The 22501-nt window shown below is 43.4% G+C and carries 18 protein-coding genes; 15 read left to right on the forward strand and 3 right to left on the reverse strand.

What is annotated here, in order from left to right; translation table 11 throughout:
* The first annotated feature begins 61 nt into the window (after positions 1 to 61).
* The 7 genes from tkt to L1D15_RS03510 all read left to right on the forward strand — a co-directional run bounded on the left by tkt (position 62) and on the right by L1D15_RS03510 (position 7905).
* Positions 62 to 2173 carry a transketolase gene (tkt, locus tag L1D15_RS03480; RefSeq protein WP_239874685.1) on the forward strand — a complete coding sequence of 704 codons (2112 nt, stop codon included), beginning with the start codon at positions 62 to 64 and terminating at the stop codon, positions 2171 to 2173.
* Between the two features lie 465 nt (positions 2174 to 2638).
* On the forward strand, positions 2639 to 3082 hold the full coding sequence (locus tag L1D15_RS03485) for a PTS sugar transporter subunit IIA (RefSeq protein ID WP_239864137.1): 444 nt from the start codon (positions 2639 to 2641) through the stop codon (positions 3080 to 3082).
* Between the two features lie 16 nt (positions 3083 to 3098).
* Positions 3099 to 4499, forward strand: a complete 1401-nt coding sequence (locus L1D15_RS03490; RefSeq protein ID WP_255906873.1) for a PTS mannitol transporter subunit IICB — start codon at positions 3099 to 3101, stop codon at positions 4497 to 4499.
* A 48-nt stretch (positions 4500 to 4547) separates the two neighbouring features.
* Positions 4548 to 5819: a zinc-binding dehydrogenase gene (locus L1D15_RS03495; protein WP_239874686.1), complete on the forward strand. Its 1272-nt coding sequence runs from the start codon at positions 4548 to 4550 to the stop codon at positions 5817 to 5819.
* Positions 5820 to 5877: 58 nt separating this feature from the next.
* Positions 5878 to 6396: an MltR family transcriptional regulator gene (locus L1D15_RS03500; protein WP_239865367.1), complete on the forward strand. Its 519-nt coding sequence runs from the start codon at positions 5878 to 5880 to the stop codon at positions 6394 to 6396.
* 10 nt (positions 6397 to 6406) lie between these two features.
* The gene (locus L1D15_RS03505; protein ID WP_239874687.1) at positions 6407 to 7141 is read left to right on the forward strand and encodes a nucleoside/nucleotide kinase family protein; all 735 of its coding nucleotides are present in this window, start codon (positions 6407 to 6409) and stop codon (positions 7139 to 7141) included.
* Between the two features lie 17 nt (positions 7142 to 7158).
* A complete protein-coding gene (locus tag L1D15_RS03510; RefSeq protein ID WP_239874688.1) occupies positions 7159 to 7905 on the forward strand; it encodes a phosphatase in 747 nt (248 codons plus the stop codon).
* Between the two features lie 60 nt (positions 7906 to 7965).
* Here the strand turns inward: L1D15_RS03510 and L1D15_RS03515 are convergent, their stop codons facing one another.
* The gene (locus L1D15_RS03515; RefSeq protein WP_239835143.1) at positions 7966 to 8436 is read right to left on the reverse strand and encodes an Lrp/AsnC family transcriptional regulator; all 471 of its coding nucleotides are present in this window, start codon (positions 8434 to 8436) and stop codon (positions 7966 to 7968) included.
* Positions 8437 to 8587: 151 nt separating this feature from the next.
* Here L1D15_RS03515 and L1D15_RS03520 point away from each other — a divergent pair, with 151 nt between their 5' ends.
* Positions 8588 to 9550, forward strand: coding sequence for a hypothetical protein (locus tag L1D15_RS03520; protein ID WP_239864142.1), 963 nt, complete (start codon positions 8588 to 8590; stop codon positions 9548 to 9550).
* A 29-nt stretch (positions 9551 to 9579) separates the two neighbouring features.
* Here L1D15_RS03520 and L1D15_RS03525 read toward each other — a convergent pair whose 3' ends face one another.
* Positions 9580 to 11142, reverse strand: coding sequence for a PAS domain-containing methyl-accepting chemotaxis protein (locus L1D15_RS03525; protein ID WP_239874689.1), 1563 nt, complete (start codon positions 11140 to 11142; stop codon positions 9580 to 9582).
* Positions 11143 to 11561: 419 nt separating this feature from the next.
* Between L1D15_RS03525 and L1D15_RS03530 the strand changes: the two genes are divergently transcribed.
* From L1D15_RS03530 to cqsA, 7 genes are all read left to right on the forward strand, one after another.
* Positions 11562 to 12911 (forward strand): diguanylate cyclase, encoded by a 1350-nt coding sequence (locus L1D15_RS03530; RefSeq protein ID WP_239874690.1) that lies wholly within the window; start codon positions 11562 to 11564, stop codon positions 12909 to 12911.
* A 110-nt stretch (positions 12912 to 13021) separates the two neighbouring features.
* Entirely contained in the window at positions 13022 to 13717 is a 696-nt protein-coding gene (locus L1D15_RS03535) for a transporter substrate-binding domain-containing protein (protein WP_239874691.1), read from the forward strand.
* Between the two features lie 284 nt (positions 13718 to 14001).
* On the forward strand, positions 14002 to 14946 hold the full coding sequence (gene ylqF / locus L1D15_RS03540) for a ribosome biogenesis GTPase YlqF (RefSeq protein ID WP_239835148.1): 945 nt from the start codon (positions 14002 to 14004) through the stop codon (positions 14944 to 14946).
* Positions 14947 to 15040: 94 nt separating this feature from the next.
* Complete coding sequence (locus L1D15_RS03545; protein WP_239875111.1) at positions 15041 to 16018, forward strand: GTP-binding protein; 978 nt, start codon at positions 15041 to 15043, stop codon at positions 16016 to 16018.
* A gap of 404 nt (positions 16019 to 16422) precedes the next feature.
* Positions 16423 to 17823, forward strand: a complete 1401-nt coding sequence (gene clcA, locus L1D15_RS03550; RefSeq protein ID WP_239874692.1) for a H(+)/Cl(-) exchange transporter ClcA — start codon at positions 16423 to 16425, stop codon at positions 17821 to 17823.
* Between the two features lie 118 nt (positions 17824 to 17941).
* Positions 17942 to 18910: a TDT family transporter gene (locus L1D15_RS03555; protein WP_239864148.1), complete on the forward strand. Its 969-nt coding sequence runs from the start codon at positions 17942 to 17944 to the stop codon at positions 18908 to 18910.
* Positions 18911 to 19127: 217 nt separating this feature from the next.
* A complete protein-coding gene (gene cqsA / locus L1D15_RS03560) occupies positions 19128 to 20309 on the forward strand; it encodes an alpha-hydroxyketone-type quorum-sensing autoinducer synthase (RefSeq protein ID WP_239864149.1) in 1182 nt (393 codons plus the stop codon).
* Positions 20310 to 20346: 37 nt separating this feature from the next.
* Here cqsA and L1D15_RS03565 read toward each other — a convergent pair whose 3' ends face one another.
* Positions 20347 to 22404 carry a hybrid sensor histidine kinase/response regulator gene (locus L1D15_RS03565; RefSeq protein WP_239874693.1) on the reverse strand — a complete coding sequence of 686 codons (2058 nt, stop codon included), beginning with the start codon at positions 22402 to 22404 and terminating at the stop codon, positions 20347 to 20349.
* Positions 22405 to 22501 lie beyond the last annotated feature (97 nt).

Raw genomic sequence — 22501 nt, forward strand, 5'->3', positions numbered from 1 at the left:
AACGTTTGCGTTCCCCTCTTCACATCCTTTCTAAGAAACAATCTAATAATCGGTATTTATTATGGATCGCAAACATCTAGCAAATGCAATTCGTGCTCTTAGCATGGACGGCGTACAACAAGCCAACTCTGGCCACCCAGGCGCACCTATGGGGATGGCGGATATCGCTGAAGTTCTTTGGCGTGACCACCTAAACCACAACCCAGCTAACCCAGAGTGGGCTGACCGCGACCGCTTTGTGCTTTCAAACGGCCACGGCTCTATGCTGATTTACTCTCTGCTTCACCTAGCAGGCTACGAGCTATCAATCGACGATCTGAAAAACTTCCGTCAGCTGCACTCTAAGACTCCAGGTCACCCAGAGTACGGTTACGCACCAGGTATCGAGACAACAACAGGTCCTCTAGGTCAAGGTATCACTAACGCTGTAGGTATGGCGCTAGCTGAGAAGACTCTAGCAGCACAGTTCAACAAAGAAGGCCACGACATCGTTGACCACTTCACTTATGCCTTCATGGGTGACGGCTGTTTGATGGAAGGTATCTCTCACGAAGCATGTTCGCTAGCAGGTACACTAGGCCTGGGTAAGCTAATCGCGTTCTGGGATGACAACGGCATCTCTATCGATGGTCACGTTGAAGGTTGGTTCTCTGACGACACACCTAAGCGTTTTGAAGCTTACGGCTGGCACGTAATCCCAGCAGTAGACGGTCACAACGCTGAAGCGATCAACGCAGCGATTGAAGCAGCAAAAGCAGACCCGCGCCCTACTCTAATCTGTACTAAGACCATCATCGGTTTTGGTTCACCTAACAAGTCTGGTTCTCATGACTGTCACGGTGCACCTTTAGGTGCTGAAGAAATTGCAGCGACACGTAAAGAGTTAGGTTGGGAGCACGGTCCTTTTGAAATTCCGCAAGATGTCTACGCGCAATGGGATGCGAAAGAAGCAGGCGAAGCTAAGGAAGCAGCGTGGAACGAGAAATTTGCATCTTATGAAGCAACATATCCAGAACTTGCAGCAGAATTCAAACGCCGCGTAAACGGTGAACTACCAGCACAGTGGGAAGAGAAAGCAAACGCAATCATTGCTGACCTTCAAGCAAACCCTGCAAACATTGCATCACGTAAAGCATCTCAAAATGCACTAGAAGCGTTCGGTGCTATGCTACCTGAATTCCTAGGCGGCTCTGCTGACCTTGCACCTTCTAACCTAACCATGTGGTCTGGTTCGAAGTCGGTATCAGCTGAAGACGCGTCTGGTAACTACATCCACTACGGTGTTCGTGAATTCGGTATGACGGCTATCATGAACGGTATTGCTCTACACGGTGGTTTCGTACCATACGGTGCAACGTTCCTAATGTTCATGGAATACGCGCGTAACGCAATGCGTATGGCAGCTCTGATGAAAGTTCAGAACATCCAAGTATACACGCATGACTCTATCGGTCTTGGCGAAGATGGCCCAACTCACCAACCAGTTGAGCAAATGGCCTCTCTACGTCTAACGCCAAACATGAGCACATGGCGTCCATGTGACCAAGTGGANTACACGCATGACTCTATCGGTCTTGGCGAAGATGGCCCAACTCACCAACCAGTTGAGCAAATGGCCTCTCTACGTCTAACGCCAAACATGAGCACATGGCGTCCATGTGACCAAGTGGAATCGGCAGTTGCTTGGAAACTGGCAATCGAGCGTAAAGACGGTCCAACATCGCTAATCTTCTCTCGTCAAAACCTTGCACAGCAAGAGCGTAACGAAGAGCAAGTGGCAAACATCGCTCGCGGTGGTTACATCCTGAAAGATTGTGAAGGTAAGCCAGAGCTTATCCTTATCGCAACGGGTTCTGAAGTTGAGCTAGCGGTGAACGCTGCGGCTGAACTAACTGCTGAAGGTAAGAAGGTACGCGTAGTATCTATGCCTGCAACAGACGCGTTCGACAAGCAAGACGCAGAATACCGTGAATCTGTACTTCCATCTGACGTAACAGCACGTATCGCTGTAGAAGCGGGCATCGCTGACTTCTGGTACAAGTACGTTGGCTTCGGCGGCAAGATCATCGGTATGACAACCTTCGGTGAATCTGCTCCAGCAGGCGAACTATTCAAGATGTTCGGTTTCACTACTGAAAACGTAGTAAACACAGCGAAAGAGCTTTTAGCTTAATCACTGAACCTTGATATGAAAACGCCCCGCTACACTAGCGGGGCGTTTTTTTATACACGAATTGGAGCAAAAAACTTAAAGAAAGTGAGCAACCAAGACGGCTTAATAAATTTACACCGTGATAAACTTCACACAGCCCCATCTATCAACTCTCTAATTCCTTTCCAAAAAGACCAGTAACAAATCACAAATAAACACCAGTCAACTAACAAAACAAGAGGATAATCACAATTCACAAACTTAAAAACAAAGACTAAATTGAGATAAATCCCACAAAATACATATTGACTTGTAATAAAAACAAAATATGAAAGAAAAAATCAGCAGTAAATTGTGAGAGTCAGCAAAATAAAATACTTGACGCAAGATTTAATGTCGATCTGATCACAAAAAAGCTTCTATTCCCAAATAACCGGCCTCTAAAGATAATGTATCTATCAATAACGCAATACATGGGAAGCTAACATGCTGTATGACCTAATCGACCACGACCTTATCGATGTCATCGATCATCAAGATTACCAATGGGAGGACGCTGTTCACGTTACTACTCGATATCTTGAAAGAAAAGGTTATGTCACCGCAGATTACTCAAAAGCAATCATTCAATCAACGGTTGATAATGGCCCATACTACGTACTTTGTCCAGGTATTGCCATGCCTCACGCTCGCCCTGAGGCCGGAGTGCTAAAGACAGGGTTAGGGATTCATGTATTTACTCAACCCGTAGATTTTGGATCTGAAATGGGGCCGGCCAACGTGCTATTAACACTAGCCGCTAAAGATTCAGACACCCACATCGAAGTTATTCAAGCACTTAGCGAAATGCTCGTTGACGAAGCAAATATCGCTAAACTTGCTGCTGCATCTTCTAAACAAGATGTACTAAATATTATAAAAAACTACTAACCCGAAGGAACATAACGTGACAACAAATGTAAGAGCTAAAGTGCAAGCTTTTGGAGGTCATTTGACCGCCATGGTGTTGCCAAATATTGGAGCCTTCATTGCTTGGGGCTTTATAACGGCACTATTTATTCCGACCGGTTGGGTACCAAATGCTTATTTTGGTGAACTTGTCGGCCCAATGATCACTTATCTACTGCCTTTACTCATTGGCTACACGGGTGGTCAGATTGTAGGAGACAAACGTGGGGCCGTTGCTGGCGCTATTGGTACTATGGGTGTCATTGCTGGTGCAGAGATTCCTATGTTCGTTGGTGCAATGATCATGGGTCCCCTAAGTGGCTGGGTAATTGTCCAGATAGACAAAAAACTGGAAAATAAGATTCCATCCGGTTTTGAAATGGTCGTAAACAACTTCTCATTAGGTATTTTTGGCATGGTCATGTGCCTCTTTGCCTATGCGATCGTGGGACCTGCGGTAACTGCTGCTAACCTTTTTGTAAAATCTGGCATCGAAGCACTTGTTGCAACGGGTTTCCTTCCTTTACTGGCTGTTATTAATGAACCAGCTAAAGTGTTGTTTCTCAACAATGCTATTGACCAAGGCATCTACTATCCATTAGGCCTGCAAGCTGCTGCGGAAACAGGTAAGTCAATCTTCTTTATGGTGGCATCTAACCCAGGTCCAGGCCTTGGTATGCTGCTTGCGTATGCGAAATTTGGCCAAGGACTAAGTAAGCGCTCTGCTCCAAGTGCGATTATCATCCATTTCTTTGGGGGTATCCATGAGCTTTACTTCCCATATGTGTTAATGAAGCCAATTATGATCGTTGCCATGATTGCCGGCGCAGCAACGGGTATCGCCACCTTTAACCTTCTTGATGGAGGTTTGGTTGCAGGTCCAAGTCCTGGCTCTATCTTCTCTTATCTAGCATTGACGCCAAAAGGCAGCTTCATCGCTACCATTGCCGGTGTGACCACAGCAACGATAGTATCTTTCCTTGTTGCCAGTGCCATTCTAAAAATGAGCAAGAACGAGGAATCAGAGAAAGAATTTGAACAGTCAGTGACCGACATGAAAGAAATGAAAGCGGAAGGTAGTGTCACTACGGCTAACGCTCAAACAACTGTCGAAACGAAGAAAATCAAATTTGTTGCCTTCGCTTGTGATGCGGGTATGGGTTCAAGTGCCATGGGAGCATCCACCTTCAGGAAAAAACTGAGCGATGCTGGTTATGACATTGAAGTGAAGAACTTTTCGATTGAAAAAGTCCCAGCACATGCTGACATAGTGGTGACCCACGAAAGCCTTGAAAGTCGAGCCGTAACTGCAACTGGATTGCCAGTCATCACTATCAAGAACTTCCTTCATGATCCAGCGCTCGATGACCTAATCAACACCATCAGTCAACAAGCTTAATTTTTCAAATTTGCTGGGGCCCCTGGCCCCAATATCCGGGAGAAAACCATGGTTCAAACTACCGCAGCTGTTATTTGTGGCGAGAAAGATGTTCGTTTAAGAACATTTGATCTTCCAAAGATTAAAGATGACGAGTTACTGGTCAAAAATATTTCGAATAGTATCTGTCTCTCGACATACAAAGCCGCTCTTCTTGGCAGCAAACACAAACGCGTACCAGATAATATTGAACAAGTTCCAGTCATGACTGGGCACGAATACGCGGGTATCATTATCGAGGTCGGCGCAAATCTACGCGACCAATACCAACCGGGCCAACCCTTCGTATTACAACCAGCCATGGGGCTACCAACAGGTTACTCTGCCGGTTACAGTTATGAAACGTTTGGTGGTAATGCAACTTATTCAATCATCCCTAAGGTTGCTATCGAACTCGGCTGCGTATTACCGTACCAAGGTAGCTATTTTGCCAATGCCTCACTCGCCGAGCCTATGTCCTGTATCATAGGGGCTTACCATGCTAGTTATCACACCACCCCTTATGTCTATGAACACCAAATGGGTATTAAGCCTAATGGCTCACTAGCCTTACTTGCATGTGCAGGACCGATGGGGATAGGCGCTATTGATTATGCTATCAACGGCCCAGTAAAACCTCGCCTGATTGTGGTCACAGACATTGATGAGCAGCGCTTGGCACGGGCTGAGAGTCTCATTCCCGTCGATACCGCCAAAGAAAATGGCATTGAACTTCATTACATTAACACCGCCAAACTTGACGATCCCGTTGAGTATTTAAGGCAACTTAACCAAGGTGAAGGTTATGATGATGTGATGGTTTACGCAGCAGTCACACAAGTCCTTGAGCAGGCAGACGAATTGCTTGGCAATGATGGCTGCCTAAACTTTTTTGCAGGGCCGACTGATAAGCAATTCAAGGTGCCATTTAATTTCTACAACGTGCACTATGAGTCAACCCACATCGTCGGGACATCAGGAGGCTCTACGGGCGATATGATCGAGTCGATTGAGCTATCAGAGCAAAACAGAATCAACCCATCGTTCATGATCACTCATGTCGGTGGTCTAGAATCGGCTCCGCATACTATTTTAAACCAGTTAGATATCCCAGGAGGGAAAAAGCTGATTTACCCCCATATTGATATGCCGCTAACAGCGATCGATAACTTCCGTTCACTGGCTGACGTGGACCCATTCTTTGTTGAACTCGATGCCATTTTGGCCGAGAGCAACTACGTTTGGAATGAGCACGCAGAAAAAGCGTTACTTGAGTTTTATGATGTCAGTCTTACCGTTTAGGCAAGACGTAGCGTGTGGTAGCCTTGAGCTGCCACATTCTAAAAAGGTTAATCAACGTTTGTCCCGAGAAGAAGAATTGCTTGATGCTATGGAGCAGTGTGAAACCGCTACCTGCTTTCTTCAAGTATCAAATAAGATTATTAACTTAAAGCTGAAGAGTTTACTGCCTAACGTCTTCGTTCAAGATGAGTTTGTCATGCAGTATGCTGTCGCACCGCTAATCAAAGAAGACGGTCCACTGGTTACTACCGATGTGGTTTCTAAACTCGTATTTGCGATGGGGAAAATATCCCTCGAAACATACGCCGATATTGGCTTGTATGACCAAATGCTCGACTATGCGCTCCAACAGCCAACTAAACTTCGATTTGACGATGACATGGTATACGACTTCATCACCAATCAATCGACCCTAACTAAAGGTGAAGACAGTTTTTATCTGGACTCCATCAATCAGCTTAAGTTTTCTTCATTCGAGTCTTTCTCACAAATGCGTTATGAGTCTCTAATAAAAACGGTACTCAAACTCTCTTGTGAGATGCTACTCGAAAGAGTCGAGAAAGAGATTTTAGAATAAGGCTCCCGCTATGAAAGTCACATTGAATGTGAGTGGCTTCGACACTCACGCCGTTTTTCCTGACAGTGATGTCTCACTCGTTCACAAGCCATTAGTTGAAAAGTTCACGCGCTTATATCAACAAAAGCAGGAACGCGTGGTCGTGTTTTTAGCTGCCCCTCCCGGTAGCGGAAAATCAACTCTAGCTGCATTTTGGGAGTACCTTTCATACCAAGATTCGCAACTTGAACCTATTCAGGTATTACCATTTGATGGCTTCCACTACCCCAATGATATTCTGGATAACAATATGACTGAACGTGATGGTGAGTTAATCCCATTACGTAAAATCAAAGGATCCTATGAAACGTTCAACCTAACGGAACTGATCGGTAAATTAAAACAGCTCAAAACAGGTGACCCGCTTTGGCCCTATTATGATCGTAACTTACATGATCCAGTCGATGATTCTATCCACGTCAAAAACAACGTCATTATCGTTGAAGGTAACTGGTTATTGCTTGATGAGCCGGTATGGAATGGACTACACGATTTAGCTGACTTTACCATTGCTATAGATACCGACCCAGTCTTTCTTGAACAGCGACTCATTGACCGTAAGGTCCGTGGTGGCCGTAGTCTTGAAGAGGCAAAAGCCTTCTATCAAAGCTCTGATTCCATCAATGTGAATAAAGTTCTCTCATGTTCGGTACCGGCCGATCTGACTTTATACATGAACCAAGACGGTTCGTTTGAAATCAATTAACTCCTTAAGGAGGCAGTATGAACATCGTTGTTGATAGCCACACTCATACTATCGCAAGTGGTCATGCTTACAGCACAATCATCGAAAATGCCCTTGAGTCCAAAAACAAGGGGCTAAAACTTCTTTGCACCACGGATCATGCTCCTGAAATGCCAGGTGCCCCCCACTACTGGTATTTTAATAATCAAAGAATTTTGCCCCGCTTTCTTCATCAAGTCGGTATCTTGCGTGGCGTCGAGGCGAATACACTTAATATTGAAGGCGATCTCGATCTCCCCCCTAGTTCATATCAACATTTAGATTGGGTAATCGCGAGCTTTCACGAGCCTGTCTACAAACCGGCAACCACCCGTCAGCATACTCAAACTCTGATCAATGTTATTGAGAGTGGTAAAGTCGACGCGCTCGGCCACCTTGGTAATCCTAATTACCCATTTGAACTCAGAACAGTCCTTGAATGCGCTAAGCAACATAACGTTGCAATTGAAGTAAACAACACTTCCCTAACAGGCAAAAGCCGTAAAGGCAGTGACGTACGTTGCAGTGAAATTGTTGAGTTAGGTTCACAAGTAGGTGTCTACTTTACAACGGGCTCTGATGCTCACTTTTGCCATGAAATCGCAAGGCTAGATTTAGCAAAGAAGTTACTTCAACAACACAAGGTTGCTGAAGATAAAATCATTACAACCTCAACTGCAAGGTTCTTAAACTTTCTCCTTTTACGTGGCAAACCACGTATCGAAGAGTTTAGTTCACTTTATTAAAAACCAGACATATAACACAACCTACATTCTCAAAGCCCAGCTCAGTAAATGGACTGGGCGTTATTCAATCTCTTCGACATTCACTTCGGTACTAAATTTGACGGTGCGAGTGGAGACAGACGTCTGAAACTTTCGAATATTTTTATCTTGATGTAACACGCGTTCAATGAACTTCTCATAAGCACTAATGTTTGGCACACTCACAACCAACATAAAGTCGTATCCACCCGTAATCTGATAACATTGAGTCACTTCGGGGGCTTTCATTACTGACTGTCTAAAAACACTGTATATATCAGGTCTATCCCGCTCCATTTCGACGGAAACAATCAAGTTCATCTTATTTCCAGCCAATTCAGGGTTGATGATCGACACATCACCAATAATCACCTTTTCCTCTCGCAGCCTCTTTACTCTTTTCAAACAAGCGGGTGGAGACAAGCCAACTTCCTCTGCCAACTCGACATTCGCGATGCGATTATTCTTCTGTAAAATCGCTAAAATCTTCCTGTCTAAACGATCAATTTCCATAATTTCCTAAAAAGCCATTTTTGGAAAACTTTAACACGAAAGTTAAATAATAAAGAAATTTTAAATTACATCTACCTAGAAAATTGAACTCCAAATTTCTTTTAAGTCTATTAGCATTTGAGTTATCTAATTATTCTAAGCGGAACTTATCATGGAAAGTGCACGCAAATTCTTTCGCGATCTCCTTAAAGAAATATTCGATGTCACTTGGACACTTTACAAAGTGATGATTCCTATCATCATCATCATTAAAGGAATAGAGGAGCTCGGCGGTATTGCTCTGCTAAGCGAATGGCTTAGCCCTTTGATGAACCTTATCGGTTTACCCGATGAAATGGGGCTGGTTTGGGCAACAACTTTACTGACCAATATGTACGCCGGATTGTTGATTTTTATGGGCACTAATAGTGAGCTGACCGTTGCTCAGGTATCGATTCTCGGTTCTTTAATGCTCATAGCCCATTCGATACCAATTGAAGCTGCAATAGCCAAACGAGCAGGAGTAAGCCTAACGATCACAACACTTTTCAGAGTGGGTGGTGGTTTGCTCTTTGCTTGGCTTCTTCATCAGCTTTACCAGTTTGGAGATCTACTTAACACACCTGCACAAATCGTTTGGAACCCCGAGATTCCACCAGAACAAAGTCATCTAGAATGGGCATGGTCTCAAGTGGAAAATTTACTCGCCATCTTCGTTATCATTGCCGTATTACTCTTCTCTTTGAGAGTTTTGAAGCTACTAGGCGTTGAAAAGTTAATGGCAGTCGCGCTGAAACCGATACTTTCAGCACTTGGCATCAGTAGAGAAGCCACCAACATGACCATTATTGGCATTACTCTGGGCATTTCTTTCGGGGGAGGCCTGTTGATTAACGAAGCGAAACGCGGGCATATACCCGCGAGAGATGTCTTTACCGCTGTCATGCTACTCAATCTCGCCCATAGCATGATTGAAGACACCATCCTTGTGCTCCTAATTGGCGCAGATTTTATCACTATATTCTGGGGAAGACTGGCCTTTGCATTGATCGTAGTCGCCATCATTTCACAGCTCCTTAAGCGAGTCAGTGAGGCAACGTGTCAACGATATTTGTATAAAAGCGTTCAGCCATGACTATCGCCCTGCTGATTAGCAGGGCGCTTTTATTTCTCTTCAAAACGCTGGGCCAACTGATAAAACTCTCTAACTTGATTCCGCAATTCTTGTGAGTGCTGATTTACAGAGTGTGTTGCTGCTAAGTTCTGCTCAGCGGCGGAGGCAATTGACTGAATGTGTAGATTGACATCCCCAGACAGCTGGCGTTGTTTATTCGCTGCATCTTCAACTGTGCTCATTAAGTGATTCATTGACTGCATCATGGTTTCCACTTGAGATAAACGCTTAGCGCTTTCTTTTGCAACTGCACCACAAGCTTGCGTTTGTTCACGGTTAGTGATGATATCACGTTGCCAATTCTCTATAGTGGTCAGCATAGTTTCAATGCTGTCTTTAATTTGAACTGTCGCATTTGAAGTTCTGCCAGACAGTGCTCTCACTTCGTCTGCAACAACAGCAAAACCTCTCCCCTGCTCACCAGCCCGAGCCGCTTCAATCGCTGCATTAAGAGCCAATAAGTTCGTTTGTTCCGCAATTCCACCAATTTCTTGCATCATCTGGCTAACATTTTGAGCCTGCTCACTCAGTTGATAAGTGGTATTCGTCGCTTTTTCTGCTTGCACGCTTAGTTGCTCGAGGTTGTCATGTGTTTTATCGATCGTATCTTTTGCCAATAAGCAGGTTTTTAGTGTCACATCAATAAGGTCATGTGCCTCATGTGTGCTGGTTGACACCTCATTGGCCGACGCTTCCACTTCTTCAGTTGCCTCACGTACTTGACGAATGTCTTTAGTCTGCTGCTCCAACGCTTGGGTGACTTGTAATGTTGTTGCACTCAAACCGTCCGACAAATCCTGAAGAGGCTTAGCTGAGTCCGTCATACGACCTAACACAGTACGAATACGTGCAGACAGTAATTTAATATGGAAGTCCGCGATAGAAAATTTGCTGCTCCCGGAGTAAATCAAACGACTAACACTGTCGTACTTAGACTGGAGTTCTTTCAGTCGCTTTGGCGTGTCAATTAACTCCTGTCTAAAGAGCAAAGCAACGACAGAAAGCGGTAGGAAGCTAGACAACCAGCTTGCGCCACCTTCCAGTGACAGTAAATTCGCTATAACAGGTGCTGAAAGAGAACCTAGTAAAATGGCATAACGAAGTGAGTCGCCGATTTGCAATGACCAATTTCTTCCTGAACGTTCTGCCTTTAGCAATGATTGATAGGCTTTGTCTGCGACCATAACCCACTCTCGCTTAGGCTTAACGCGCACAGATTGGTAACCGGTCATTTCTCCGTTTTCGTAAATCGGGGTAACATAGGCATCCACCCAGTAGTAGCCACCGGATTTAGTACGATTTTTTACAATTCCGCGCCAAGCTTTGCCTTGCTTAAGATTTGCCCACATGTCGGCAAATGCCGCCTTTGGCATCGTATCATGGCGTACAATATTGTGATTTTGACCCAGCAGCTCATCCTGAGTGAATTCGGCTATACGACAAAAGGCTTCATTACTGTAGGTAATAACGCCGTTAAGATCGGTTGTTGAGACAAGTTGTTCGTTGGTATCAAGAAGAGTTTCACAGTCTGACGAAGTTTGGTTAGCACTCATGAAGGTAAACTTTTGTTGTAGTTATATGGCACGGAAATATAAACAATAATTCAAATCATGACAAAATATTAAAGTGATCTCATGTAACACTTTTGGATTATTTGATGAGTTTTTTTGTTTAAACACAATCACTTCCTCTCTATTTCAACTAACTAATCTGTTAACTACTGGCTCAAATAGAAAATGATCTCTACAATAACGGTGCAATTTTGCTCAGTTTCTCAGGTAACCCTTTATTAGTGTATAAATTAAAACACTTCAGTCTCAAACAGCTTACCATTCTGGTTTCGATCTCTGTCGTTCTCTTATTTCTAATGTTTTACTTTTCTTTTAAGGCATTATGGAGTCACGAGCTTGCGATAGAGGCATCACAGAAACGGCAACGCCTCGAAATTGAACGCGTACAAACTGTTCTAAAAATGGAAGAACTTGAACTGAGGGCTTCCTTAGAAGATTACGCTGCCTGGACAACATTAGCGCAATTCGTTCAAAATCCGAATGACTCATTTATCCAAGATAGTATTGGGCCCCACGCTTTTGAATCTAAGCTGCTTAACGGCATCATCATTTTTAATGATCAGCTAGACGTCACATGGAGCGCTTTGTACGAAGATGGTCGCATCCGTTCAGAGCAGTTTATTGCTCTCAATGACCCTGAAGTTGTGCATAAACTGCTTGAGCAATCGATTAATGCCTCAAGCGCTAAGATTGCCTCACATATCCAGTATGCGGTATATAAAAATTCACCTTATATCCTCGCCTCAGCTCGAATTTGCTTGAGCGATGGCAAGTCATGCAATTTTGGCTATATCGTCTTTATTCGTAAAATTCGTGATGATTTTATCTCTGAAATAGAAGCTGCCACGGGTGTAAAGATTACTGTTCATCCACTTAGCGAGCATGAATCTGTCCACAGTACCCTGCCAAATAACGTATCCATTATATATCGCGATGACTTTCTTGATGGTGATAATATCGCTATCGAAATCACTCACAGTGAGAAGCATCCCGCTTTTCTCACTTTCTCAGAAGCCAGCGTACTCGCTTGCTTTGCACTGGTCATGTTTGCGTTTAACCTAACCGTAGTTTCTAAATTGATCAAACCACTTGGAAATGCACAAAAAGCGCTGCGTCAATTTCAAAAATCCGGTGACATGCTGCCCAACGAAGCAACTTTTATTTCTAAGGAGATGAGAGGCTTCGCTCGTGACATCAACAACTTAATTACAGAGCTCGATGAAAAACGGGAATTGCTCAGAAAACAATCTATCATCGATCCATTAACAGGGATTGCAAACCGTCGTCATCTGTACGAGATGGCCAAGCACTTCATTGAAGAATTAGGCTATAACCAAATCGGTGTCATACTTGTCGATGTTGATCATTTCAAACAATACAATGATAACTACGGCCACATGGCAGGTGATCATGCGTTATGTCATATTGCCGCAGCACTAAATACCGTCGAATCACCCTATGAGCATTTAGTCAGCCGATACGGTGGTGAGGAGTTCTGTGTGATTCTTGCTAGTGACATAGAGCTGGATCTTAATGGATACCTTAATCAACTAGTTCAAGCAATCAGCAGTTTGGCTATTGAGCACGCATACTCACCGACAAGTCCATTTATTACTGTAAGCGCGGGGGCGACCTCAAAGCAGATAACGTCATATGAACACTTAACAAGTTTATTCCAGTTTGCGGATCAAGCCCTTTATATGGTCAAGCAGGAAGGAAGAAACGGCTATCGTATCATGGCGGCAAGCTAAGCCTTCTTCTGACTCAAGTTAAAAGTAAACACATATTGGAGTGCCCTTCATTTAACTTCCATTCTAAATGGACTATATAAGTGGTATACCCATAAGAAGCGATCTCGATAATGCTTACCAAGTTTTTCTCTTATTGTTGGTTAACCTTCCTCCTGCTTTTTATGCGCCCGGTTTACTCAGAACCTGTCGTTATCGCCATTGGTGAAGTTTACCAAAGTAAGACGCTGAATGAGGTCGTGGGCTTCACTCTAGTGGATGACTTAAAGCAGATTTACAACAAATTGGGAATCAATGTCGAGTTTGCTTACTTACCCAATGAAAGAGCCATACGAGCAGTCAGTGAAGGACGATATCAAGGGTTAGACTTACGAATTTCAAATCTCGCCAATGATGCAAATATGCTCAAGGTAGACGTTCCTCTCTACTACATCAGCATTTACGTGTACGGTTTCGAAGGGCAGTTTTATAACCGCCTAGAAGAAGTATCCGGTAAAATATTGGTCTCTCAACTAGGAATGAGATTTGTTGACAAGGTCAAAGACTACAAACGTCTATTCCTAGTCGAAAATGCCGAGCAAGCCGCTCTAATGGTGAGCAAAGGTCGCGCTGATTTGTGGCTAGCACCTGAAGCTGTTTACGATGTCGTGAAATCAAAATATCCCGATATAAAACCGGTAAGCAGCGCGGTACTCTATGAGCCTCTCTACCACTATATTCATATCTCCAACAAGCATTTACTCCCCCAACTGGAACAAGCGGTAAGAGAATTAGTCGCAGACAGGCAGAAGAAGCAACTGCCATTATGAAGTAACTAAACCAGTATCTGATGCATTGGCCGTCATAATAATAAACCGACTAGTTTGCCAGACTAAGCCTTCTTCCTCCGTTGAGCGGAAACAAGCGCTCAGAAATACAAGTTGGTTTATCTAGGCCTTTGTTATGAGAAAACTCCGGTCAGTGATAAGATTGCGACCAAGTCAATCTGCTAGGCGTAAAGTTTGGCCTCTTAAACTTGTGATGTGCCAATGCTTTGTTATTTTTAAAATCACACAGCAGATTAAACCATTAAATAAAAAGGCAATATTTTCAAATGGTTAACAATACAATTCAATGGTTTCCTGGGCATATGCACAAAGCCCGCAAAGAAATTGAAGAAGCGATCCCTCAAGTGGATGTCATTATCGAAGTGCTGGATGCCCGCATCCCATTCAGTAGTGAGAACCCAATGATTTCTGAAATCCGTGGTGAAAAGCCTGTCGTAAAAGTACTAAACAAACGCGACCTTGCTGACCCAGAGCTAACACAATTATGGATTGATCACTTCGAAAAAGAACACAACGTCAAAGCGATGGCCATTACCACTTCTAACACACAAGAAGTGCATAAAATCCTCGAGCTTTGTCGTAAGTTAGCCCCACACCGTGAAGAGATTGGTAAAAACATTCGCACCATGATCATGGGCATACCGAATGTAGGCAAATCGACCATTATCAATACTCTAGCGGGTCGTACGATTGCCGTGACAGGCAATCAGCCAGCGGTAACTCGCCGCCAACAGCGTATTAATCTTCAAAATGGTATCGTCTTGTCTGACACACCAGGAATCTTATGGCCTAAAGTTGAAAACCCACACAGTGGATTTCGCTTGGCGGCAACCGGAGCGGTTAAGGACACGGCGATGGAATATGAAGAGGTCGCCTTTTACACTGTCGAATACCTAGCAAAAGCCTACCCTGAACGTTTGAAGGAACGCTATCAGATCGAAGAAATGCCTGAAAGCGACATAGAGCTGATGGAAGAGATTGGTCGCCGTAGAGGAGCTTTACGTTCGGGTGGGCGAGTTGATCTACACAAGTGTTCAGAAATTTTACTTCACGAGCTACGTAATGGCACATTAGGACAAGTGACGCTTGAGCTGCCTGAAATGATCACTAAAGAGCTTGTTGAAGTCGAAATCGAAGCGGCGAGAAAAGCCGAAGAAAAAGCCAAGAAAAAAGAAGAACGTAGAAAACGTTATCTCAAAAACAAAAGATAGACAGAACAACGGCGGTATCTACCGCCGTTTTTTATGCTCGTTTCCATACATCTTTTGATATAGTCAATGCAGTTTTATCCAAGAGTGTTGCATGATGAAAATTCCAACCAATATCATTACTGGTTTTCTAGGTACCGGAAAAACCACCGCTATTCTAAACCTTCTAAAAGAGAAGCCAGCCGATGAGAACTGGGCTGTACTGGTTAACGAGTTCGGTGAAATCGGTATTGATGGGGCGATGTTGACCGAGCAAGGAGCGATGATCAAAGAAGTGCCCGGGGGCTGCATGTGTTGTGCCGCTGGAGTTCCTACCTCTGTCGCAATCACCGCTCTACTTCGCACGCAACCAGATCGACTTATTGTGGAACCCACAGGTTTAGGCCATGCACATAAGATACTTGCAACTCTGACATCTGTTCAGTTCAGAGATTACATTGATCTCAGAGCGACAATTGGACTCGTCGATCCTCGTAACCTTTCACGCCCTAAATATCTTGAAAATCAGAATTTCATTGACCAGCTCAGTATTGCAGATATCGTCATCGGCAATAAAGTCGATGAGTGCCATGTCAGCGATGTGGATGCGTTTAACGATTGGGTGGCGGATCAAAATCCACCCAAAATATACAGCCAGTTAGTCAAACAGGGGCGCTTCCCTATCGAACTTCTCGATAACCCAAGACGAAACCCAACGACGTCCGACAATATCGAGGCTCACCATCATCAACATGCAGAAGCTGAGCCTCAGTTTGCGCTCGCTCCTGATCAAACCATGATGCGTAAAGAAAACAAAGGGCAAGGTTACTTTAGCTGTGGCTGGCTGTTCGGAGCAGAAGTTACGTTTGATTTTGATGAACTGTTTTCAATGCTTTCTGATTTGACAGCAGAGCGAGTAAAAGGCGTTATGAATACCGATAAAGGTTGTTACTCATTTAATGTCAGTAATGGTGTCGTATCGGTGAACCAAATGTCACTGGAAGGTTTTGAAAGTCGACTGGAAGTTATTGATACCGAGCTTTTGCCATGGGATCAATTAGAAACCGAACTCAAACATATCGCAAAGCTAGGCTAAGCCCTAGACGACAAAAGGCGCACTATTAAGTGCGCCCTATCCCTCGTTACTCAATCGTGAGTCTGCGAATCAAGGCCATCTGTGGCTGCACCCTGATAATAAAACGAGGATCACAAAAAGATTTGTTGAATCCATCCAAATTGTAGGTAAGGCTGCAAATCCTCCATGCGGGTCGGTTCAGATTGCCTTACCCCTTAACTATGGTTCAAAACCACCAAAGTGCAAGGTAAGAAACGTGATCTCATGCCAATTCTTATCTATTTCTCGATCTTGGTATTCCCTCCATATTTGAAAATCAAATTTTCATTCTTGTCGCTATAGTTAAGCCTGCACAAGCGTATAATTCTTGCTGAAAACATTATTATTTCTAATGGCGAAATAAATCGTACAAGGGTGCAACCTATATGACTAAAAGAGAGAAAATTAAGCAGTCCCTGTTAGCCAGCATGCCAAAAGACGCTATCAACCAGTTTCTCTCAAAAGATAAAACGCCACTCTCCGTTCTTTTCCTTTCTTTGATCGTGGGTTTCTTAGCTGGAACCGTAGGCACCTTCTTCGAAATAGCGGTGCACTTTGTCTCCGAAACTCGAACTGACTGGCTAAAGCAAGCCATTGGTCGTGCACTGCCACTCTGGCTCTCTGCCTTCCTAATAAGCGCCGCGCTTGCTTTTATTGGTTACTATTTGGTTCATCGTTTTGCTCCTGAAGCCGCAGGTTCAGGCATCCCCGAAATTGAGGGCGCGATGGACGGAATCCGCCCTGTCCGGTGGTGGCGTGTTCTACCGGTTAAATTTTTCGGAGGAATGGGCGCACTTGGCTCAGGTATGGTGCTTGGCCGAGAAGGACCTACAGTACAAATGGGCGGGGCCATTGGCCGTATGGTGACAGATATTTTTCAGGTTAAGAATGACGACACTAAGCACTCCCTACTGGCTTCCGGTGCAGCTGGAGGTTTAGCCGCCGCTTTTAATGCTCCTCTCGCGGGAATCATGTTTGTCGTCGAGGAAATGAGGCCTCAATTTCGTTATTCGCTCATCTCAATACGAGCAGTCATCATTTCAGCCATTACAGCCAACATTGTATTTCGTGCCATCAACGGACAAGGCGCTGTTATCACAATGCCTCAATACCAACCACCAGAACTTGCAGCCCTTTGGCTATTCCTACTTTTAGGCGCAATGTTTGGCATGTTCGGGGTTGTATTCAATCGTCTTGTCACATTATCCCAAGATCTCTTTGTGAAGCTACATAGGAACGATCGGAAGCGTTATCTCATTACAGGTAGCTGTATTGGTGGCTTCTTTGGCATCATGTTGCTCTATTTGCCAGAAGTGACAGGTGGAGGTATTGATCTTATCCCAACCATCACTAATGGTGGCTATGGAGCGACAGTTCTCTTAATGCTGTTTGTCGCACGTATTGTAACCACTCTGATCTGTTTTGGATCTGGGGCACCAGGCGGTATCTTCGCCCCTATGCTCGCGCTAGGCACTTTATTTGGCTATGCTTTCGGGCTGATCGCTAAAGGGCTAATGCCTGAGCTGATGATCTCGCCAGGGATGTTTGCCATAGCTGGAATGGGTGCACTGTTTGCCGCAACCGTTCGTGCTCCGATTACCGGAATCCTTTTGGTTATCGAAATGACCAACAATTACTATCTTATTTTACCCCTGATCATCACCTGTTTAGGGGCGGTGATTTTCGCTCAATTATTGGGGGGACAGCCAATATATAGCCAACTGTTACATCGAACATTAAAAAATGAGAAGTTGAGACAGGAAGACCTTCCCTGCGACACCAAATGATAATTGCGCAGTCACCAACTGCCTTGATATGATCCTGAGCCTTAAGACATTTGTAGCATAGAGTATTACTCTCACTCATCGCCTCATCATCAATTTCAAGCTAATCAGGAATAAGCAGTTGAACTGGAGACGCTTCATACAATTTCAAAGTGTGCCGCCATCACAAGCCGCACTGGCATTAGGGATGATTGGCCTCGGACATGCATGGGCATTATACCTTCCTGAAATTGGTGTGTTTATACGTCCCTACTTAGCCGCAGGTGGCGCTGTCTTGTTGTTTCCTGTATTGATAAAGTATTTCAGTAACTACAGAACCTTTATCCATGACATACGCAACCCTCTCAGCGGTAGCTTGATGGCTCCAATGAGTATGGCATTACTTATCTTATGTGACTATCTGGCAGTGATATCCCCTTTGATTGCTTACCCATTATGGTTTGCCGCTTTATTGCTGCACATCACCATGATGGTTCTTTTCTTCTTTTTCCAGATAACTCGATTCAAAGTGTCCAACATTGTTCCCAGTTGGTTTCTCTATCCCGTTGGGCTAATCAGTAGCTCACTGGCAGGAACCAAGTTTGGACATACTGTTTTTTCAGAAACTCTCGTCAGTATTTGTATCACCATCTACTTCTTTATGCTGCCACTGGTGTTATATCGATTGATGTTTGAAGGAATGTTGCCACGTCGAGCAAGGCCAACTTTGGCCATCATGGCTGCACCAATAAACCTCTCCTTAGCGACTTATTTGGTTAATTTCCAGAAGCCCGATCCTATATTGACAGGAGCATTAGCTGGAATTGCAATAACAATGACACTGACCATTTACCTCTGCTACTTCCGGCTGATGAGATTAAAATTTCAGCCTTCTATTGCTGCAGTGACTTTCCCCTCCGTGATTAGTGCGATTGCCATGCATAGACTCACCAGCTTTTTCGAGCAATATCATCCACATTGGCACTGGCTTCACAAATTTGGATTTTTCGAGCTCAGTGTTGCCACAGGACTGGTAGCTTGGGTCTTAGTTGGCTATATCAAAATGTATTGGCCAGAAATTTTTGTCACACGCAAAAAAGAAGATTTATAAAAATAGCATTTCGTACTGAATAAATAGCAAAAAATACAATTAAAAACAAAGAGTAAGCTGGATCAGCGTATAGATAGATTTCATCAGTTATTATAGTTGATGATTTTATTTGCAACAGACTCCAAACTAATAAATATTGGGTGTCGAAATTATATCCATTTTGGTTCATATATCCCATTGTCAGCTGGCACTGGTTTATACAAAAAGGATATTTATTATGAATACGCTTAACCATTACCCACCCTTGCCAGATTTTATAAGTAAAAAAATAGAACACTATCTGGATGATCTTGTCCGTAAAAACAAAAACGGAAAACACTTAGTTTTAGGTGCTAGGCCAAGTAACAATGACCTCGTGTTACAGAGTAATGATTATCTCGATTTATCCAATAACGCTGAAATCATTGATCATCATGTAAATTCAATTTTGGCGCGTAAAAACAGCCCCTTCATGTCAGGGATATTTCTCAGAGACGAAGCGTCTCAACCCAAAGTAGAGAAAAAATTGGCCGAGTATGTGGGGTTTAAGTCTTGCTTGCTCTCTCAGTCTGGTTGGGCTGCCAATACAGCACTACTACAAACTGTTTGTGATAGCGAGACCAATGTCTATATTGATTTCTTTGCACATATGTCATTGTGGGAAGGAGCAAGAATTGCGGGAGCAAATATCCACCCTTTTATGCACAATAACGTTAAGCATCTGGATAAGCTGATTAATAGACACGGACCTGGTATCGTTCTAGTTGACTCTGTATACAGTACAATTGGAACCATGGCACCCCTTGTTGACATTGTCTTATTGTCCAAAGAGTATGGCTGCGCAATCGTCGTTGACGAATCACACTCTTTAGGCACCCATGGCAAGCAAGGGGCTGGGCTGCTTAAATCGCTTAAGCTAAGCCACCAAGTCGATTTCATGACCGCGAGTCTCGCAAAAACATTCGCTTATCGAGCTGGGGCGATTTGGTGTAATAATCAGGCTAATGATTGTATTCCCTTTGTCGCTTATCCTGCTATTTTCAGTTCAACGATGTTGCCACATGAACTGGACAGATTAGATAAAACGTTGGACGTCATAAAGAAATATGACAATGAGCGGGATTACCTTCAAGAAATAAGTCGTTATTTAAAAACGAACTTATCAAGTATAGGTTTAACAATTCGTAGCGATACACAAATAATTGCTCTTGAAACCGGTGACGAAAAAAATACAGAGCGAGTACGCGATTTTCTCGAGTCTCATGGTATTTTTGGCGCTGTATTTTGTCGACCAGCCACAACAGCAAATAAAAATATAATTCGATTATCTTTAAATAGCTCCACCACTAAATCGGATGCAGATCAGATAATAAATACTTGTAAGCTGGTTAATGAACAGCCAGATATGTATTTTATTTAGACAACGTAAAGGCTAACCTCAGCCCTTGAGCTTAGCCTTAAATCCAATTAGAGATTTTATCTAGCAACACCTCAGTTCCCGCTGGCTTAATAATATAATCATTCATCCCCGACTCATGGATTTTATCAATAGCGCCAGATGTTGAATCCCCGGTGTGCCCTAAAATAGGAACATTGGCATATTCACGATCAGAAGAGCGAATCGCATTGGCCGCATCTAGCCCATTGAGTTGTGGCATTTCAATGTCCATAAGAACTAAATCAACCAAATTGTTCTGTAGTTTATCCAACACCTCTTGACCATTTTGCGCCTGTATCACTTCAAATCCTTGCTGCTCAAGCAGGATTGATGTGTAAGTACGTAAAGAGTGATTATCATCGGCAATAACAATAGTTTTACCAACACGTACCTCTTTACGAGGGAGCAGATTTCTATCCGGTTCTGGTGACTCAAAGAAGAGTTCATCCAAGACACGACCAGGCTCAAGCAACATACGATGTTTTTCTACTGGGTAAATAGTTAAATGCCTTTCAATATCATTGTGGTAACGGTTGTTTTCATCATATAGGAATACAATCCGTGCTTCGGTAAAGTGAAGTTTATTTTCTAAAGCTGCCAACTGATTTGGAGACGTAATCACAGCATCTAAATCAATAAAGATGAGATCATATTCAAACTCGTATTCTTCCCGGCTATTGGCGAGCTCAATATCAACAGTATTGAGTGTGAAGCCTTTATAGAATGATTGCTCATTAAGAAGACGAGAAATCACGCTGGTATCACCAACATAGAGTGCTGATTTAGATTTCATCAGATCCAATTTTATATGGTCAACTTTTGCTGATTGGTACTTTGGAAAGGTCAAAGTAAACTCCGTCCATTCATTCAGCACCGACTGACAGCTGATTTTACCGCCAACTGCTTGCATCACTTTGCGACAGAATGGCAAACCTAATCCATAGCTCCCAGATTTACCAAAGGTATAGAAGTCCTTAAAAATATTCTCTAGCACATCAGGAGCAATACCAACACCATTATCCCGAAAGGTCATGACATTGTATTTTTCATAACACCTTAATTCGATATTGATTCTAAAATCTTCACCACTTTGATAGTAAAAAGCATTTTTCAGCAAGTTGTATAATGCGTATTTAATGAGGGTATCACTGCCGAAAAAAGCGGCGTCCTCTTCACAGTGAAACTGGACAGATTGCTTATCTTTAGAGCTTTTATAGGCAAAGCTAGCGAGAGAATCTTCTATTACCCTCTTGAGTGATTGCTTTTTGAACGTCGAGGTAGAAACGCGATTTTCATCAATTGAAGTCAGCAATAAGTCTATCGTTTCGTTACCGTACTGTATGACCTCATCAGCATCACTCAACACTTCTCTAGCGATAGTCAGCTCCTGATGAGACATTGGGTAAAAGTCTGAGTACTTTGACTTATCATCAGGAAGAAGAGAGCTGAGAACATCAAAAGAAGCCTTTAGAGCGCTGAGAGGGTTTCGCATCTCGTGCGCGATGCCAGCACCAAAAGATTTCGCGATTGATACTTTACTCTCATGCTCTACTTGGTTTCTGAAATAGAACAAATTACCAAAGACATAAGTAAACAAAAAAATGGGTATGTAAGGCCAAACAATCTGTTCGATGGCGTAAGAAAAATCGAACCCATAAACAGCAAAAAACGCAATCAACAGTGAAAATACGGCTTGCAGTAACATCAAACGTGTCTGGTGAACCAATAAGATATGGAGAAATATAGACGCCATAAAGGACATCGCCCATATCGTAGACCACTGATTCATAAACATCATGAAACTAAAGAAACAAGGCAAACAAAACGCGATAGATACTAAATAGTATTGAGGCATGTACTTTTGCAGATACTTAGGCAACGAGTGCCTAAACGCGATCACCGCAAACAATGCGGAGCAAAGTAATCTTAAAGCAAGGTTTTCATAGGGTTGTGGAAATAGATACGACCAGACATAGTAATAGGTCGGAAAGCCAAGCAGCCCCATCCATCCCACTAGCGTTAAGTTGGGCTCCGCATACTGGTATACCTTACGTACTGATTCCAGAACTGCTGTCATGAGTGTTCCTGGTGCCAATCAAAATGCACTGAGTTAAGTTGAGTCCTACTTTTTAGCTTTTAACTAATAACTAGCACACTTAATGATAAGCCACCAG

It is taken from the genome of Vibrio sp. Isolate25, from assembly GCF_022398025.1.
Lineage (GTDB): Bacteria > Pseudomonadota > Gammaproteobacteria > Enterobacterales > Vibrionaceae > Vibrio > Vibrio coralliilyticus_A.